Origin of the sequence: Streptomyces albicerus (genome assembly GCF_008905045.1) — a bacterium.
In the GTDB taxonomy this organism is placed as follows: domain Bacteria; phylum Actinomycetota; class Actinomycetes; order Streptomycetales; family Streptomycetaceae; genus Streptomyces; species Streptomyces albicerus.
Genome location: NZ_VWMY01000008.1, coordinates 50,917 through 67,364 on the forward strand (window position 1 = coordinate 50,917; position 16,448 = coordinate 67,364).

At 68.5% G+C, this 16,448-nt stretch carries 15 protein-coding genes and 1 tRNA gene; 5 read left to right on the forward strand and 11 right to left on the reverse strand.

Annotated features, from left to right (window positions below; all coding sequences use genetic code 11):
* Positions 1-39 precede the first annotated feature (39 nt).
* Positions 40-201, reverse strand: a complete 162-nt coding sequence (locus tag GAS53_RS55035) for a hypothetical protein (protein WP_192583020.1) — start codon at positions 199-201, stop codon at positions 40-42.
* 273 nt (positions 202-474) lie between these two features.
* Between GAS53_RS55035 and GAS53_RS08545 the strand changes: the two genes are divergently transcribed.
* Positions 475-548: transfer RNA gene (locus tag GAS53_RS08545), tRNA-Gly, on the forward strand.
* A 279-nt stretch (positions 549-827) separates the two neighbouring features.
* Here the strand turns inward: GAS53_RS08545 and GAS53_RS56125 are convergent.
* Genes GAS53_RS56125 through GAS53_RS08560 form a run of 4 tightly spaced genes read right to left on the reverse strand, consistent with a single transcriptional unit; the run spans position 828 to position 2,795 of the window.
* The gene (locus GAS53_RS56125) at positions 828-1,013 is read right to left on the reverse strand and encodes a helix-turn-helix domain-containing protein (protein ID WP_263974113.1); all 186 of its coding nucleotides are present in this window, start codon (positions 1,011-1,013) and stop codon (positions 828-830) included.
* Complete coding sequence (locus tag GAS53_RS56130) at positions 998-1,177, reverse strand: hypothetical protein (protein WP_225858807.1); 180 nt, start codon at positions 1,175-1,177, stop codon at positions 998-1,000. Before GAS53_RS56130 ends, GAS53_RS56125 begins: the two co-directional genes overlap by 16 nt.
* A gap of 9 nt (positions 1,178-1,186) precedes the next feature.
* Positions 1,187-1,561, reverse strand: a complete 375-nt coding sequence (locus tag GAS53_RS08555) for a type II toxin-antitoxin system RelE/ParE family toxin (RefSeq protein WP_192583034.1) — start codon at positions 1,559-1,561, stop codon at positions 1,187-1,189.
* A gap of 7 nt (positions 1,562-1,568) precedes the next feature.
* Positions 1,569-2,795 (reverse strand): tannase/feruloyl esterase family alpha/beta hydrolase, encoded by a 1,227-nt coding sequence (locus tag GAS53_RS08560; RefSeq protein WP_151476863.1) that lies wholly within the window; start codon positions 2,793-2,795, stop codon positions 1,569-1,571.
* 188 nt (positions 2,796-2,983) lie between these two features.
* Here GAS53_RS08560 and GAS53_RS08565 point away from each other — a divergent pair, with 188 nt between their 5' ends.
* The 3 genes from GAS53_RS08565 to GAS53_RS08575 all read left to right on the forward strand — a co-directional run bounded on the left by GAS53_RS08565 (position 2,984) and on the right by GAS53_RS08575 (position 5,549).
* On the forward strand, positions 2,984-4,054 hold the full coding sequence (locus tag GAS53_RS08565; protein WP_151476864.1) for a sensor histidine kinase: 1,071 nt from the start codon (positions 2,984-2,986) through the stop codon (positions 4,052-4,054).
* Positions 4,048-4,659, forward strand: coding sequence for a response regulator transcription factor (locus GAS53_RS08570; RefSeq protein ID WP_151476865.1), 612 nt, complete (start codon positions 4,048-4,050; stop codon positions 4,657-4,659). The genes GAS53_RS08565 and GAS53_RS08570 overlap by 7 nt, the downstream gene beginning before the upstream one ends.
* Before the next feature lie 164 nt (positions 4,660-4,823).
* Positions 4,824-5,549 carry an SMI1/KNR4 family protein gene (locus GAS53_RS08575; protein ID WP_192583021.1) on the forward strand — a complete coding sequence of 242 codons (726 nt, stop codon included), beginning with the start codon at positions 4,824-4,826 and terminating at the stop codon, positions 5,547-5,549.
* Positions 5,550-6,096: 547 nt separating this feature from the next.
* Here GAS53_RS08575 and GAS53_RS08580 read toward each other — a convergent pair.
* The 4 genes from GAS53_RS08580 to GAS53_RS08595 all read right to left on the reverse strand — a co-directional run bounded on the left by GAS53_RS08580 (position 6,097) and on the right by GAS53_RS08595 (position 11,571).
* Positions 6,097-6,447 (reverse strand): helix-turn-helix domain-containing protein, encoded by a 351-nt coding sequence (locus tag GAS53_RS08580; protein ID WP_151476867.1) that lies wholly within the window; start codon positions 6,445-6,447, stop codon positions 6,097-6,099.
* A 12-nt stretch (positions 6,448-6,459) separates the two neighbouring features.
* Positions 6,460-6,813 carry a type II toxin-antitoxin system RelE/ParE family toxin gene (locus GAS53_RS08585; RefSeq protein WP_151476980.1) on the reverse strand — a complete coding sequence of 118 codons (354 nt, stop codon included), beginning with the start codon at positions 6,811-6,813 and terminating at the stop codon, positions 6,460-6,462.
* Positions 6,814-7,642: 829 nt separating this feature from the next.
* Positions 7,643-8,047 (reverse strand): hypothetical protein, encoded by a 405-nt coding sequence (locus GAS53_RS08590; RefSeq protein WP_151476868.1) that lies wholly within the window; start codon positions 8,045-8,047, stop codon positions 7,643-7,645.
* A 458-nt stretch (positions 8,048-8,505) separates the two neighbouring features.
* The gene (locus GAS53_RS08595; protein ID WP_151476869.1) at positions 8,506-11,571 is read right to left on the reverse strand and encodes an AfsR/SARP family transcriptional regulator; all 3,066 of its coding nucleotides are present in this window, start codon (positions 11,569-11,571) and stop codon (positions 8,506-8,508) included.
* A 177-nt stretch (positions 11,572-11,748) separates the two neighbouring features.
* Here GAS53_RS08595 and GAS53_RS08600 point away from each other — a divergent pair, with 177 nt between their 5' ends.
* On the forward strand, positions 11,749-14,199 hold the full coding sequence (locus GAS53_RS08600; RefSeq protein ID WP_151476870.1) for a tetratricopeptide repeat protein: 2,451 nt from the start codon (positions 11,749-11,751) through the stop codon (positions 14,197-14,199).
* 25 nt (positions 14,200-14,224) lie between these two features.
* On the opposite strand, the gene GAS53_RS08605 is transcribed toward GAS53_RS08600, so the two are convergent.
* Both GAS53_RS08605 and GAS53_RS08610 read right to left on the reverse strand, forming a co-directional pair.
* Positions 14,225-14,527, reverse strand: coding sequence for a hypothetical protein (locus GAS53_RS08605; protein WP_151476871.1), 303 nt, complete (start codon positions 14,525-14,527; stop codon positions 14,225-14,227).
* A 290-nt stretch (positions 14,528-14,817) separates the two neighbouring features.
* A complete protein-coding gene (locus GAS53_RS08610; RefSeq protein ID WP_225858808.1) occupies positions 14,818-16,062 on the reverse strand; it encodes a hypothetical protein in 1,245 nt (414 codons plus the stop codon).
* Positions 16,063-16,448: the final 386 nt, after the last annotated feature.

Consider the following 16,448-nt stretch of genomic DNA (forward strand, 5'->3'; position numbering starts at 1 on the left):
TCCAGTCATCGTGGCGGGCCCGTACGGATGTGAACGTGGTTAGCGCTTCTCGAACTCCACCGGCACGACATTGCGGAGCCGCGCACACCGCGGACACCGGATCAGCCGGCCGGGACCGAGCCGCTCGGCCTGCTGCATCGGAAGCGAAGCGGTGCTGAACACGTGCCCTTCGGCACAACGGACGACGGTGCTGCGTTCCATCAAGTCCTCAGAGTCCCTTCCCCAAGAGCCGCGTCTGACTGACGAGGAAAGCCACATTACGGGATGAAAGGGATGGCCTTCGAGGCGGCACTCCGATCCCGCCCGGCCCCTCTCCAACCCCTCCACCGTACGCCCCAACTCCCGCTCCCCGCAGCCCCGTCCACCCCCCGGAACAGCCACAGGCCCCACGGCTTCAGCGCCGGGGGCCTGGCATGAGGTATGGTGATTCCGCGTTTCCGACACCGGTCCAAACCGTCCGAACCGGCGTCTTACGCGGGTGTAGTTTAATGGTAGAACATCAGCTTCCCAAGCTGAGAGCGCGAGTTCGATTCTCGTCACCCGCTCCAGAGAGAAGCCCCAGGTCAGCGACCTGGGGCTTCTGTTGCGCCACCGGCTCTCCGGTGCCTTTCACCCCGCCACGCACTCGAAGATTGGGCACGCGGTGGGCACGAGTGCTTAGTTGAGGCGAGCAAGCCTCTGCTCCTCATAGCGGTATGTATCGCTGACCTGCTGTTTTCACGCCGAGCAGCGCAAGATCATATAAGGAGAGCCCTCAGCCTGCTTTTCCCGTAAGAACGCTGCCGAGCGGTGCACCGTAGGGGACCACTCCAAAGCCTTCGGGCAGGCTACGCCGCCGCGCTGCCCTGATCACCACTGGCCGGCATCCGCAGCGTGTGGTCACCGAAGTCGGCGACGAGGTCCAATCTGCCGCCGAGCGCCTCGACGTAACGTGCGATGACATCGAGAGTGGCGACCTCACCATGCTCGATCTGGGATACGCGAGCGATGCTCACCCTCATGCGGGCAGCCACGTCCCTCTGGGCCAGCCCGTACTGCTTGCGCGCCTCGGCGAGTTGATGACCACGGGCTTCGCCGGCAGACGGCGCGCACCAGCTTCCACCTCGGCGGGTTCCACACCGGCCGAGTACAGCTCCTGCTCCAGGATCTCCCAGTCCTGCGGGGCCTTCTTGCGCATGCCTACTCCTCAGTCCTCCGTGTCGCCGACGTAGTCGCGGTAGAGCTGTTCAGCCAGAGGAATGTTGTCGCGGTACCAACGATCCCAGTTTCCCGCCTTGTCGCCGCCGAGGAGTAGCAGGGCCGAACGAGTCGGATCAAAGGCGAAGATGATCCGGATCTCGGACCGGCCACCCGATCCCGGCCTCAGCTCCTTGAGGTGATGCAGGTCCGATCCCTTCAGCCGGTCTGCAAGAAGACGGCCCAGAGTGGGACCAGCGTCACGCAGTGCGGCAACGGCCTGGGCAACCTGGGAGGCAGAACCGAGATCCTCCTTGATCAGCTGCCGGAACCACTCCGCGTACTCATGCGGGTCGGCCCGGGGCGTAGATCCAGGCGGGTGCAGGAGGCGTTCAACGCCGACACTGGGTCCAGCCCTCGAGCTTCGTGAACGCCGCCGCGAAGGCGGGGAGCACCGGCCGGAAGTCCGGGGCGAGCGGGGTCAGCCCGTCCGTATGGGGCCCGCCGGGCACCGCGATGGTCCGGTGCAGCCGGGTACGGTCCGCATCTGCGACGAGTCGGGTGTACGCCGCGGCGTAGCGGGACGGCGGGGTGAGGGCGTCGAGGCTGCCCTGGACGCTGATCAGCGGCCGGGTCAGCCGGCCGGTCAGGGAGATCCGGGCGATGGCGCGGTGCACGCTGCGGGGGCGGGCGGACAGGTCGTACGCGGAGTCCTCACCGGTGTAGGCCGGGTCGAGTTCGGTGCGGACCTGGTGCAGCAGGGGCGTCCACAGGCTGCGGAAGCTGAAGGCCCAGGCGGGCTCGGAGCCGGCCGGATAACCGGCGGTCAGCAGGGCCGTGTGGGCGGCCGGGTCGCCGTCGGCGTAGGCCGGATAGGCGCGCAGGGCGGGCGGCAGGGTGGTGAGCAGGCTGGTGTCCGGGGTGAAGATCAGCGCGTTCCAGTCCACCCCGCCGGTGTACAGCTCCGGGTGGTGCTCCAGCTGCCACCGCACGAGGTATCCGCCGACGGACAGTCCGGCGGCGTAGGTGCGGGTGGGGGCGTGCCCGTAGTGGCCGGTGAGGGTAGCTCTGGCGGCGCGGGTGAGCTGGGTGACGCGCCGGTGCCATTCCGCGATCGAGGCGCCGGGGCGCTGGCCGGGCGTGGCCGGGGCCGCTCCCGTGCTGCCCTTGTCCGTGGCGGCGTAGGCGTAGCCCTTGGCGAGCACCTGGTCGGCGATGATCGGGTCGTTGGCGTACTGCTCGCGGGTGCCGGGCGGTCCGGCGACGACGAGGCCGCCGTTCCAGTCGCGCGGCAACCGCAGCACGAACTGGGCGTCGTGCTGCCAGCCGTGGTTGGTGTTGGTGGTGGACGTGTCGGGGAAGTAGCCGTCCACCTGCACACCGGGCACCCCGGACGGGGTCACGGTGCCGGGGGCGACCAGCCCCGCCCAGTCCGCCGGGTCGGTGTGCCCGCTGCGGGTCGTCCCCGCGGTCGTCAGGTCGTCCAGGCACGAGGTCACCGCGCGTTCGGCACCGGGCACCCGGACCCCGGGGCAGCCCCCGGTCTGCGCGGCGGCGGGTGCGGCGGGGATGGTCAGGGCGAAGAGCAGGGCGGGGGCGATCAGTCTGGCTCGGATCACGGGGAGCTCCTTTGCGGCTGCGTCGGCCTCGTCGGCCGGATGCACACCGCGACCGTAAGAACCCCGCCCCGCCCCTCAGAAGTGCGATCCGGCCCCCGCCTCCGCAGCCGGAGGTCACGTGCCTTCCGGCACTGCCACCCAGGCCCCCCGCCGCATAAGCTGCCCTCGGCATCCCCGAAGGAGGCGGCATGTCGCACCCTGTCCCCTGGGTGCCGCCCGTCCTGTACGGCGCGGTCCTCGCGGGCGGCCTGTACTACGCCGCCATCGGCCCCGGCCTCGGCTGGCGCAGCGCGGCCTTCGCCGCCGTACTCACCGCCCTGGTCCTGTGGGAGCTGCGCCCCCGCACGGGCACGGCCGGGACGCGCGCCGCGGTCGCCGTGCTGGCGGCCCGGGCGGCGGCATTCGGCGCGGTGGCCGCGCTGGACACCTCGGGGCTGTCGCGGGTGCTGTTCGTGCTGGTGCCGTTCCTGGGCTACTTCGCCTTCGGCCGCCGGACGGCCATCTGGCTCGGCGCCGGCTGTGTGTGCGCCGTCGCCGTGGCCTTCACCGTGGCCGTCGACTCGTGGTGGACGCGCATCGCGTACATCTCGGACCTGCTGATGTTCGCCCTCGGCGTCGTCCTGGCGACGACCATGGCGGCCGTCGCGGTCCGGGAGCGGCAGGCGCGGGAGCGGGTGGCGGAGCTGTCCGCGGCGCGGGAGCGCAACCGGCTGGCCCGGGAGATCCACGACAGCTTGGGCCACCATTTGACGGCGATCGGCGTCCAGCTGGAGACGGCCGAGGCGTTCGGCGCCCTCGACCCGGAGCGGTCGGCCAAGGCGGTGGCCAACGCGCGCTGGTCCGCCGGCCAGGCGTTGCACGAGGTCCGCTCGTCGGTACGAGCCCTCGGCGACGGCGACGATGCGGAGTTCGGCGGAGCGCTGGAGGAGCTGGTGGCCCGGCTGGACGGGGACGACCGCCGCGTCACCCTGACGGTCACCGGGACGAACCGGCGGCCGCCGCTGGTGCTCTACCGGGCCGCCCAGGAGGCCCTCGCCAACGCCTGTCGCCACGCCCGCGCCTCACGGATAGGGGTCCACGTCTCGTACGACGAGCAGGGCGCCCGGCTGCGGGTCGATGACGATGGCCGCGGCTTCGACGGCGCCCCCGAGGGCTTCGGGCTGCGCGGACTGCGCGAGCGGGTGCGGGCCGCCGGTGGGACGGTCGAGATCGCCACCTCCGCCTCGGGCACCACGTTGGAGGTGGCCGTCCCGTGGTGAGGGTGTTCGTGGTCGACGACCAGGACCTGGTACGCGAGGGCATCGCCGCACTGCTCGGCCTGCAGGACGGTATTGAGGTGGCGGGCACTGCGGGCGATGGGGCCGAGGCTGTCGCGAAGGCCCCGGACGCCCGGCCCGACGTGATCCTGATGGACGTGCGGATGCCGGAGATGGACGGCGTCGCCGCCACCGAGGCGCTGTACCGCCGGCTCCCCGGCGTAAAGATCCTGATGCTGACGACCTTCGACGACGACGAGTACGTCACCCGCGCCCTGCGCGCCGGAGCGGCCGGCTATCTGCTGAAAAACCTCCCCGCCGCCGACCTGGCCCGCGCCGTACACCTGGCACACGCGGGCGTCGCCCAGCTCGACGCCTCCGTCGCCGCCCGAATCGTCGTCGGACCGCCCTCCCCCGGCCCGCTGACCCCACGCGAGACGGAGGTGCTGCGGCAGATCGCCGTCGGTGCCTCGAACAAGGAGATCGCCGCCCGGCTCTACCTCAGCGAGGGCACCGTGAAGAACCACATCTCCCGCATCCTCACCCGCCTCGGCCTGCGCGACCGCACCCAGGCGGCGCTCTATGCCAAGGACAACGGCCTGCTGTAAGAACGCTTCGCCAGCGCCAGCGCGGCACGGTGGCGGTGCCGGCTGGGCCAAACCTGAGGCTGCCTCGAACACGGGGACTCCGCACCAGCACCTCTTCGCCGAACCGGACATGCCGGATGTCGCGGGTCTACCCTCTGTCGCAGGTGCGGCACATACTGTCCGCCATGGCCGTGTCCGTGACTCCAGCGTGGCTCAGGATCGAAGCGTGGCTGAAGGCTCACGCCCCGCGGACCTTCGCCTCGTTGCCGGGGCCGGCGGAGCCGACAGCCATCGCCGAAGCGGAAAAGGCGCTGGGCATGCGCTTCCCCAGGGCATTGGTGGAGTCCTTGCTGCGCCACGACGGAACCGACCACGCCACGCTGCTCCCGAGCATATGGATGCTGCATGGGGTGCGCGGCCTGGCCGAGACTTGGCAGCAGCGGATACGGATCCATCCCGAGACCGACGACGAGTGGGACCCGGAGCGGGAGTACGGACCGTGGTGGCACCCGCAGTGGATACCGATCGCATGGAACGGATGCGGCGATTCGATGGTCATCGATCAACGCGACTGCACCAAGCAGGGGCGGATCGGTGTCGCCTGGCACGACGACGTCAGCCGCTTCGAGCCGGTGGCCTGGATGGCGTCTTTGCCCGCGCTCCTGGCCTCCGTCGCGATCGGCCTGGAAGAAGGGGAAGGGATCGGCGGCTACACGTCACGCATCACGGACGAAGGCGAACTGGAGTGGCGGCAGGGGGATGAGGAGGATGAGGAGGATGCGCCGAAGCGGTACGGCAAGTTCGGCAGACTGATCGACGAGGAACTGACTACCGCCGACGGCATCCCCCCATCAACAAGGAGCGTGCAGCTCAGCCCTCGTGGTGATGGCGCCGTGGCGAGTGGTTGCTGAGTGCACACGCAAGGTCGTCCGTACGGCTTCCGCCGACGTGTCATCTGGGACAGCTCCTCGCGGGCCCGATGGTGCCGCCGAACGACACAAGCCGAGGCCGTGCCCAATCCGTGCCCGTAAGAGCGGACAACCACGGTCAACAGCGGTGCGATCAGGCCCGCGCAACGGCATCGACGCGACGAAGCCACGCAGGTCAGCAGCCATGCGATCACGTAAGCGCCGGCGCTTCCCAAGCTGAGAGCGCGAGTTCGATTCTCGTCACCCGCTCTTCTTGAAGCCCCAGGTCAGCAGCCTGGGGCTCGTTCTTTTACCGCTGCTTCTCTTGCCTTTCCGCACCACTACGCACCCGAAGATTGGGCACACGGAGGGCACGAGGGCTTGACAGAGGCCACACGCGCACGAGTCATCATGCCGCAGTGCAACGCTGACCTGCGGTTCCACGCGGCGCATGGTGAGATTCGAGTAGGGAAGCTCTCAGCCTGCCGTTCCCCGAAGAACGCTGTTGGGGATTCGACGCACAGCGCAACCCGCAAGCCTTTGGGGCCGACTATGCTGCCGCGTCGCCCTGATCGCCGCTCGCCGGCATACGCACTGTGTGGTCCCCGAAATCGGCAACCAAGTCCAGTCGGCCGCCGAGTGCCTCGACATAGCGCGCGACGACATCGAGAGCAGCGACCTCGCCGTGCTCAATCTGGGACACGCGGGCGATACTCACCCCCATGCGAGCCGCCACGTCCTTCTGGGCCAGCCCGTACTGCTTACGCGCCTCAGCTAGTTGATGCCCACGGGCCTCCGCCAGAAGGCGGCGCGCTCCGGCTTCCACCTCGGCAGGATCCACTCCGGCCGAGTACAGCTCCTGCTCCAGGGTCTCCCAGTCCTGCGGGTCCTTCTTGGGCATGCTCACTCCTCCTCAATCCTCCGGGGCGCCGGTGTAGTCGCGGTAGAGCTGCTCAGCCAGAGGAATGTTGCCCCGGTACCAGCGCTCCCAGTTTCCAGCCTTGTCGCCTCCAAGGAGCAGGAGGGCCGAACGTGTCGGGTCGAAGGCGAAGATGATCCGGATCTCGGACCGACCGCCCGATCCCGGCCTCAGCTCCTTGAGGTGGTGCAGTTCCGATCCCTTGAGCCGGTCCACGAGGGGGCGCCCCAGAGTGGGACCCGTCTCACGCAGAGCGGCAACAGCCTGGGCTACCTGAGCGGCTGAGCCGAGATCTTCCTTGATCATCCGCCTGAACCATTCCGCGTACTCATTGGTGACCTTGATCACCCAGCTCAAGACGCCTCCCCTCGACACCAGCACTGCAAGTTTAAGGAGTTCCTTAAATCGCGCAACCGGTGCCGAGTCTGATCACCTCCGTCAGGACCCCTGTGCCTGAAGCTTCTAACATCCGTCCAGGCCGACGACGCGAGCGCAATCCCGTCCGGACCGCTTCCACGCGAGTGGCAAGGCCGGGCCGCCGACAATCAGCAGACAGCCTCTCGGACGGACTGGGCGGCGCCCAGGTGGTCCTCCGCGACTCCCCATGACAACACGGCTGACAACACAGCCCCGGCTCATCCAGCGCCGGAGGTCGTCGACTGCGCTGAGGGCGGCGCCCGCCCGAGCTCGCGCGTGGCAACGTTACAGAGCCATCGTCCCGGAGCATCCACTTGTGCGAACTCGGTGATCCCGTCGCACCGCCAGCTTTCATGATGAAGCCGTCGACTCCGGTGGAAGGTCCAGACGACCAGTACATCCCGCTGGGCGACACCCGTGGGACTCGCGTACGGGCCCACTGCCGCAGTATGGACCGTGCCAGGTGCCACGCATGGCGCCGCCGAAGGCGGACACGTGCGTCGGCAACACCTGAAGGGGCTGCCTCATGTTCGCGACCGACATGTCTGCCCTCCCCGTGTTGCTGGTGTCGCTCGCGCTGCCCGCAGTCATCGCGCACTTCGCCCGGGTCCGTCCCCAGCGCAGGGGCCCCGAGAACTGGCGGCCCCGCGTGAAAGGCTGCTGCCGAGGACTACCCGTACCGCGAGGATGAGTTCGTCGCGCTCGCTGGTCTGCGGACAGCGGACAGCGGACAGCGGACAGCGGACAGCGGATGAGAATGCTACCCCTGGCCCGGCACATTGAAGGTGATCCCGGAGAAGTCACGCCCCTGCACGACCGGGCCGCTCTGACTGCCGCCGCTAATGGTGTTGCTGGTGCCCCCGTCTCCGGTACGCAGCGTCTGCGCCTGCTGATGCCACTGCGTCAAGTTCGCGCGGAACAAGGGATCTTGCTCGGCGCGGCAGCTCAGAGCCTCGCTGAGCGCCCGCGCTCGCTCCACATCATGGGGAGCCACGGACAAGGAGGTCAGTTCGGCTTCGCCGGTCGCCTGCCCCGGTGATCCGCCAGCTTCTTCTGCCTGATTTCTCCGCACCAACCCGCGCAGCGCCGCCCAGAGTTGGTGCCCCACCTCACCACCCGCCCCGGTCGCCACCGCCACGAGAAGGCTCGCCGAGATCGGATCCACGCCTGTACCCCCAGTCGCGCAGCGGAGTCGAACGGGTCGGAACGCCATCGTCTCAGAATCGCCCACTCAGCGGAGCGGTCTCCGTCGGCCACATCGGGGGGCCGGTGTCCGGTACCGAGCCGCGAGTCGGCGATAGGTACCGGACATCGGGTTTTTATATATTGAAGTTGGTTGGGCCAGAGCCGCTGACGATCACGCATGCAATGCAAGTGAATGTAAGTGCCGCGGCGGCGAGCAAGTATTTCACGAAGCCTTGTGCCTTTCGGTCTTTCATGTAGTGCCGGTCAACTTCTGAGGAGTGGGCAAGGCAGGGCTCCAGCCAGGAGTGGCGGCACCAGTGCCTCCCGAGCGACAACAGTACCGGCTACTGGGCATGTGTCGCACCGATAGCAACACAGTCGAACTTTGCGCCGGTTTACGCGCGTATCCCTGCGCTCAGGTACGCCGCCCAAAATTGACTAGGCAGTAACTTCGCCCCGAAGTTCGGCCAGCATCCCTGCGGCACGGGCCTCTTCGGCGGGAGCCCCTATGCGCCTGCTGATGGCCAGGCTCTCCTCCAGATGAGCCACGGCTTGAGCCGTGCGCCCCGCATCCCGCTCGGCCAGGGCCAGATCGTAGAGCACGTCGCCCTCTTCACCCGCCGCGTGAATGGCACGTGTCACTTCAAGTGCGGCGACGTGTTGCCGTAGGGCCTCCTCCGTGCGGCCGACCGCCCGGTACGCCCTGCCTGTTCGCGTGAGCGCGATGGCCTCTGCACGCCGGTCTCCGACATCTCGCAGCACCGGCAGAACCATGGCGTACAACGCAAGGGCTTCATCGGTCCTGCCGAGCGCGTCCATGACCGACGCCAAGTTCATTTGGAGCGTGGCCTTGTCTCTTGGATTTCCCATCTGCTCTGCCACCGCCACCGCCTGACGGTAAGCGACTTCCGCAGCTTTTGGGCGTCCAGCTTTCTTGTGGACTTCCGCGGTGTTGTTCAGCGCACTATACCTTCCCCGGTCGTACCCTATTGCCGTGAAATCAGCAAGAGCCGAGGTGAAGCACTTCAATGCCTCTTCGTTCTCAGCCAGGTGAAGGTGAGTTATTCCGAGTAGGTTCCTACAGCGCGCTATCCGGAGTAGATCTCTAGTTTGCACAAGAAAACTCAGTGAGTCTTTTTGAAGTGATCTGGCGAGCGCGTACTGGCCTGTCTGCCACAGGGAGATAGAGAGTTGATGAATGCACTCGCTCTCCAGTTCCCGGTCCCGCAGAAACCGCGCGACGTCAAGCGCCGCACGCGCGACCGAGATCGCCTCGCCGTAGCGGGAGCCGTGGGTGTAGACCGCGCAGAGGTCGAGCAGGGCTCGCGCCCTGGCCACACTGTCACCTGCGACGTCCCAATGGTCTGCGGCGCGCAGCAGCAACGGCCCGGCCGCGGCGAGGTGTCCCTCCATGTCCAGGAATCCCGCCAACACATGGATAGAAATGGCGAGTTGGCGTTCCGTTCCATGCTTTACAAGCCAGTCCACAGTGTCCAGGAGATTGGCCGACTCGGCGATCAGCCACTGTTCTGCCGACTGCGCGTCGACGATTTCCGGACACGATGGAGTGCCGGGATCGCCGGCATCGAGATCCGTGCGCGATCGGAAGGGATAGGCCAGCCGGTCCGCCTGGTCCGCGGTGCGAACGTAGTGATCCACAAGGCCCTGTGCGGCCCGTCGGACGTCGTCCTCGGAATCGGCGTCATTTGCCTCGACCAGCGATCTCGCGTAGTCGCGCAGAAGATCATGCATGGTGAAACGGTGTGGAATGGGCTCGGACACGAGATGGTGAGCCATAAGTTCTTCGAGTACGCGTTCAGCCGTGTCCAAGGAGAATCCTGTGAGCGCAGCGATCGCCCGAGGTCCGAACTCCACCCCCACATGCAGTCCGATACGGCGGAAGGCCAGTTGCTGCTCGGCGTTCAGCGCGTGGTACGAGACCGCGAAGATACGTGTCAACGTCCTTTCCGCGTCACGCAGTTGGGTCAGATGACCACCACCACCGCCCAGTTGGCGCAACAGGTCGGACGTGGTCCACGAGGCACGGGCGAGCAACCGGCTCGCAGCGATCTCGATGGCCAGAGGGAGGTGCCCGCAGATCCGGACGATCTCCGCCACGTCCGACGGATCGGTGTCGCGCCCTCTCCCCAGCCGCTGCGAGAAGAGCGCGGCCGCGTCCTCTGGTGGCAGCACGTCGAGTGAGACCGGCCGCACTCCGGGCAGTCCGGGCAGCCGTCGGCGGCTGGTCACGACGACCGCTGTCGGGGAAGCTCCCGGAAGCAGGGGGTGGATCTGGGCGGAGGAAATCGCGTCGTCGAGGACGACCAGCATGCGGCGGTCACGCGCCACCGAGCGCCATAGTGCAACCAACTCGTCGAGTTCGCTTGGTAGTTCCTTGGTGGCCATGCCGAGCAACCGCAGCAGTTCGGTGAGCGCCCGGGCCGGGGTCGGCGGTGTCCGGTCGGTGGAGCACCCGCCCAGGTGAAGGAAAACGCGCCCGTCCGGGAAACGGTCTCGTAGCCGATGCGCCAGATGGACAGCCAAGGCCGTCTTGCCGACACCCCCCATTCCATGGATCGCCTCGATGGTGACGACGTCCGAGGCCCCCCGTCCCTCGCAGAGCGCCGAGGTGAGCCGCCGCAGTTCATCGCGCCGTCCGGCCCACGGAACATCGCGCGGCAAATTGTCCGGAACTCGACGCATCGGGTTCGGGGTCGTCTTCTCGGCGGCTCCGGCACTGGGGAGCAGGGCCGCCGCAGGGGCCCCCGCGAGGATTCCCTGGTGGACTCGACGCAGCCCGCGGCCGGCGTCGAGACCGATGTCACGGACGACACGCTGCCGCGTCCGCTGGAGCAGTCTGGTCGCCTCGGCCGTCCGGTTGCTGCCATACAGGGCGACGGCCAGCCGTTCGGCCAGGGCCTCGTCGACAGGATGTGCCTCGGCCAAAGGCAGCAGTACGGGAACGGCGTCGGTGAACTTCCCTCCGTCGAGGAGGATCTCGGCTCTGGTCATCGCGGCCACGAGACTGGTCTCACCGATGGCGGCTCGCACATGCTCGGCCCACGATCCAGTGATCCCGGCCAGCGGTTCACCGTGCCAGAGACTGTCCGCCCGGTCCAGCAGGCGCAGGGCGGCCTGCTCGTCCCCGCTGTCTCTGAGGGAACGGGCTCGCTCGACGCAGCTCGTGTAGCAGCGCAAGTCCACCCGGTCCGGGTCGACTTCCAGGGAGTACGAGTTCGTGCGGCTGACGATCGCGGGAGCGTCGCCGCCCGCGATCCGCAAGGAACCTCGGATCCGTGAGATGTGAGCGTGGAGTGCTTCCCTGGCCTTGCCGGGCGGATGCTCGTCCCAGATGCGGTGGATCAGAGTGTCCACGCTCACCGTACGGCCCGCGTCCCAGGCGAGGGCAGCGAGCGCCATCCTCGTTTTCGTCGATCCGAGATCACTACGGCGGTCCGCTGCTCGAAGCTCCACCGATCCCGAAAGCCTGATCTCGAACTCCACCAGCGTCCTCCCCGCCGGTAGGGCCTGTGATTGCCGAGCATTCGAGAGTGACATGGACTGGCACAGGTGACCATATATGAGCGCTATGAGTTCAAAATTGACTGATAAACAGCCGCATTAGTTCACGTCTTGTCCGGAGCGGGGAGGGACTCCCAGGAATCGAAAGGAGTTGCGTACGTGCGTGCTTTCTCCTCGGATGGACTGGAGGCTTTGCTGTCGGCCATGGCCGCCTGCGACGCCGACCCGGAATCCCCCGCGTGGCGCGATCTGGCCCGGGTGGTGGCCACCGCCGCCCGCGCGGACCCGTCGGTGACCCGGCTCTGGCCCCCGCGCTCCACGGGTGGAGGGCCGGCCGCGACGGCATCCCGGCAGGAACTGGCCCAGGAGCTCCACGCGTTGGCTTCGCGAGACGCGGCGACACGGCACGCACTGACCGAGTGGTTGCGTCACCATCCTCGTTCCACCCACACGCCACCCGGCCCCCCACCCGCGGCAACCACCAACGTCATCAGCGGCGATTCCGTGCTCCACGGCCCCAGCGTGCAGGCCCGGGACGTCCACGGGGGCATCCACTTCCACCCGCCCTCGCCGGCGCCCCGACCCGGCCTCCCCGTGCCCCGTCAACTGCCGCCGGTGACCGCACGGTTCATCGACCGGGAGGCCGACCGACGGGCCCTGAACGCCCTGCGTGCCCAGCGTTCGGCGCACGCACCGCAGGTCCTGGTGGTCAGCGGGCTCGCGGGCGTCGGGAAGACCACCTTCGCCGCCCACTGGCTGCACGAGCAGGCGGGCAGCCTCCCTGACGGCCAGCTCTACGCCGACCTGGGCGGACAGACTCCCGACGGAACGAACGGGCCCACCTCCCCGGCGGTCGTCCTGGAAGCCTTCCTGGTCGCGCTCGGCGCGTCCTCGGTGCCGACCGGGATCGCGCAGCGCAGCGTCCTGTGGCGTTCGATGACCTCGGGGCTACGGCTGGCAGTCCTCCTGGACAACGCGTTCACTGCCGCTCAGGTGCGCCCGCTCCTACTCGGAACGCCGACCGGCCTCACCGTGGTGACCAGCAGAAGCAATCTGACCGGACTACGCGTCGACGGGGCGTGCATACACCAACTGACCGGGCTCCCTGCCGAGTCGGCCGTCGAGCTCCTCACCATCGGCGGCGGGACACGCGTGGCGCGGGAGCCCGCCGCCGCGCGGGAAGTGGTCAGACTGTGCGGCCGCCTGCCCCTGGCAGTGGCCCTGGCCTCCGCCCAACTCGCCCTGCGCCCCCACCGTTCCGTGTCCGCCCTGGCCGACAGTCTGTCCCGTGGTCAGGGGGCCGTCGACACGCTGCGCGTCGACGGGGAGGCCGTGATGCGTACGGCGCTCGACCTCTCGTACGACATCCTCCCGGACGAGAGCCGTGCGCTGTACCGCAGGATGGGACTGCTGCCCGCGGATCGCTACGACCTCTCGTTGCTGACCGCCCTCGCGGGCGACGGAGAAGACTCGCGTGACGCCGGGCACACCGCCGACATCGCCGTCAACGCGCTCGTGGAGGCGAATCTCCTGGAGGAGACCGGGCCGGGCACCTATCGATTCCACGACCTCGTCCAGCCGCACGCCCGTCGGCTCGGCGAAGAGCTGGAGGACGCCGATCGGCGCGAGCGCACGCTGCGCCGCTTCGTCGACTGGTGCCTGTCCACCGCGGCTTTGGCGGAGAGCATCCTCACGCCCAGCCACCGGCTGCCGGAGCACGACCTCCCCGCGGGAACGGTGCCTGCGCCCCCGCTCGACGGCCCCGAGGAGGCGCTCGCCCGGCTGGATACACACCGCAACGGCCTGATGGGCGCGGTACGGCACTCGGCCCGGGCCGGTTGGCACTCCTCCTGCTGGCGTCTGACGGACCTCATGTGGCCCCTCTTCCTCCGGTTACGTCCATCCGAGATGTGGATCGAGGCGCACCGACTCGGTCTCGAAGCGGCGCGCCGAAGCGGATCGAGGCAAGGGGAGGGCCGCATGCTCACCTCCGGCGCGATCGGTTTGCGCAACGCCGGCCGGTATCCGGAGGCGGCCAACTGGTACCGGCAGGCGCTGGAGCTGGCCACGGCTGACGGTGACGTACGCCAACAGGCCCAAGCTGTCAGCGGATTGGGACACGTCAGTCTCCTGGACCACCGGCTCGACGACGCACGCACCCACTTCGAACAAGCCCTACGCCTGAGGGAGTCGATCGGCTACCGGCGCGGGGCCGCCCTCTCCCGGCGGCGCCTCGGCGAGACCGCTCTGGCCGGCGGTGACCTGGCCACGGCCGCCGAACAGCTGCGCCGGGCCGGCACCGAACTGGACTCACTGGGAGAGACGTACGAGGCGACCCGCGTCCTGGCCCTTCTCGGCCATGTCCTGGACCGCCGCGGGGACCGCGTCGGAGGCGTCCGGCGATTGCGGGAGGCGCTCGCGCGCTTCCGATCGGGCGACGCCCGGTCCGAGCACTGGGAGGCGCGCTGCCTGGAATGGCTCGGCCAGGCCGCCGAATCACGTGGTGATCATGCGGAATCGATACGTCACTACGAGGCCGCCCGGGATCTCTTCCGCCGCGTGAGCCCCGAGGACGCACAACGTCTGGACGACCGGCTGCGGCAGCCGTGATCGCCGCAGCCGGCCGGCATGCCTGTCAGCGACGCGGCATCGGAGCGATGGAACGCAGCGCGCGGGGCGATCCCCCGGACACCACCCAGGCGTGGACGACCGACACGACCGCGTGCGGTGAGAGCGGAGCATCGGCCCCGCCACGGTCCAGCCGTACGAACGACACGGCACCCACGCGGCCTCGTATCCCGACGACACACATCGTGGTCGTATCGGGTACGGCGGCAGCAAGGCATCCCGAGTGGTCCGCCAGCATCTCGCGCACCCGCCGGTGAGCTCGCTCGGGAGGCAGCGGCACGCGGCTCACGAGCGCATCGGCGTGTTTCATGAGTTCTGTCCGATCCGGACTATCCGCGTCCACCCACAGGTGCACGTCACAGGGAAGCGGGCCGGGCGCGTGCGGACAGGGGGACGAATACGGATGCGCGTGCTGTCCCGCGGACGAGAGCAGCCGGTCGGATCGGACGAGAGCCGGACCGTGCGCCGTATCCGAACGCCAGGCCACGAAGGACGACTGGCCGTCCAAGCCGTCATCACGGAGTAACCCGCCGGTGCTTGCCACCCGGAAGCACACCGTGGCCCACGCGGTATCGGGCCCCGGGATCGCGAGCCGGTCGCTCACCGTGCCACCCCGCTACCGGCGGAGATCTCCCACCGCGTCAGTGACGGCGGAGGCGAGGGCGGCGCGACGAACGGCGGACGAGCGGGTTCTCCCAGCCCGAGCATGCGGTAGATAACCGAACGCATCCGCCGGTGGAACTGACCCGGCGCCGACGACAGCGAGGCGGCGACATTGTCGTACTGTCCCGGACGGTGCAGCTCTGCCGCATACTCCAGCTGCTCCGCCAACGGGTACACCGGAGAGACCACAGGCGCGGCGGCGGACAGCAGAGCCGCCGGGGAGCAGGCCGACACCTCACGTGGGGATCCGGCCGTCAGCAGCATCGTCGCGTCCGTGAGTGTGCCGTACGCGGTCAATGATCCGTGGTCGCCGATGATCCAGTCGGCCGCGATCAGCGGCGCCTGCCAGTCGGCTTCCGGTGGGACGACCGCGATCCCCCGGCCCTGGCAGCAGGACAGCCAGCCGTGCACCTGTCGGATGCCGTGACCCGCGAACACATTGGGATGGACCAGCATCGCGACACGGTAGCCGTCACCCGGCAGCTGGCTCAGCAGCTGCGGCAACAGGGAGTCGAGCTGCCCGAACGTCGAAGCCGGTCCCCAGGTGGACGTGACGACCACGAGCTGCTGTCCGTCCTCGATTCCCAGCGCACGACGGTAGGACTCGCGCCTGGGCCTGCCGATCGTGATCCGGTCGACGCACGGATCGCCCATCACATGAGCCACCGGAAGCGCCTCCGGGCAGGAGCGGGCGAGTTCCTCCAGATCCCGGTCATGGGCATAGACGATCGCCGCCGGAACCAGCCGCCCCTCGTGCAGCAGGTGCTGGCGGCTCAGCATCCCGGGCGACCTCGGCTCTCCCGGTGCCAGTACGGTGACGTCGGTGAGCAGTTTGATCTGACCTGCCCCATGCGAGATGCGTACGACCGGAGTCCGCAGTTCGTGTAACCCGCGGGAGCCCGCCGCGAGCGCGAGGTCGAACTCGGACCGCAGGGCCTCTTCCCAGGGCACCGTGGTGATGCTCAGGTTCTGCAGGAACTCGGTGACCCCGTTGCCGAAGGCATGTGGTGCGACCGTGAAGACCAGTTGAATGCGCAGATCGGTCTCCAGCAGCTCGAAAACCTCGCGCAGTCGTTGGGCGAAGGTCACCGTGTGCACGACCACCAGGACCCTCTTGCAGTCCCGTACCGTCAGCCAGTGCCCCTGCTCGATCAGTGCTGGTTTCGTCGTTTGGACAGACACGCGATCCCCCGTCGCTCGTCGTTGCGTACAACAGACGGCAGGAGGGTTCCCTGTGCGCACGGCGCTTTCCTTGCAGGCCTCTTGCAACACCCTTGCCCTGGCGCATGGCAGGGAGTTGTCGGGTCTGCAGGGGGGGCGGGTCGAGGGAGGGGCGGTTGCGGTTGGAGCACGGGGGTCGCGGTCCGGCCCCGTCGAGGATCGCGGCGCAGGTGGGGCGAGCCGCGCCGGCCGACTTGTTCGACATCACCAACCCGCGCGGCGAGCGCAACATCCCGCCGTGGCGAACCGGAACGACAACATCGTGTCCGTCTCCGCCTACACTCTCAGCGGCGGCTACGACGTGCAGTTTCGGTCCGGGCGAGAGCGACGGCGGCCAGCATCCCCAC

Bases quoted from the DNA above. Each gene is read 5' to 3' on its own strand.
- GAS53_RS55035 (WP_192583020.1), bottom strand. From the start codon at position 201: ATGGAACGCAGCACCGTCGTCCGTTGTGCCGAAGGGCACGTGTTCAGC.
- GAS53_RS56130 (WP_225858807.1), bottom strand. From the start codon at position 1,177: ATGCGCAAGAAGGCCCCGCAGGACTGGGAGATCCTGGAGCAGGAGCTG.
- GAS53_RS08565 (WP_151476864.1), top strand. From the start codon at position 2,984: ATGTCGCACCCTGTCCCCTGGGTGCCGCCCGTCCTGTACGGCGCGGTC.
- GAS53_RS08575 (WP_192583021.1), top strand. From the start codon at position 4,824: ATGGCCGTGTCCGTGACTCCAGCGTGGCTCAGGATCGAAGCGTGGCTG.
- GAS53_RS08580 (WP_151476867.1), bottom strand. From the start codon at position 6,447: ATGCCCAAGAAGGACCCGCAGGACTGGGAGACCCTGGAGCAGGAGCTG.
- GAS53_RS08605 (WP_151476871.1), bottom strand. From the start codon at position 14,527: ATGAAACACGCCGATGCGCTCGTGAGCCGCGTGCCGCTGCCTCCCGAG.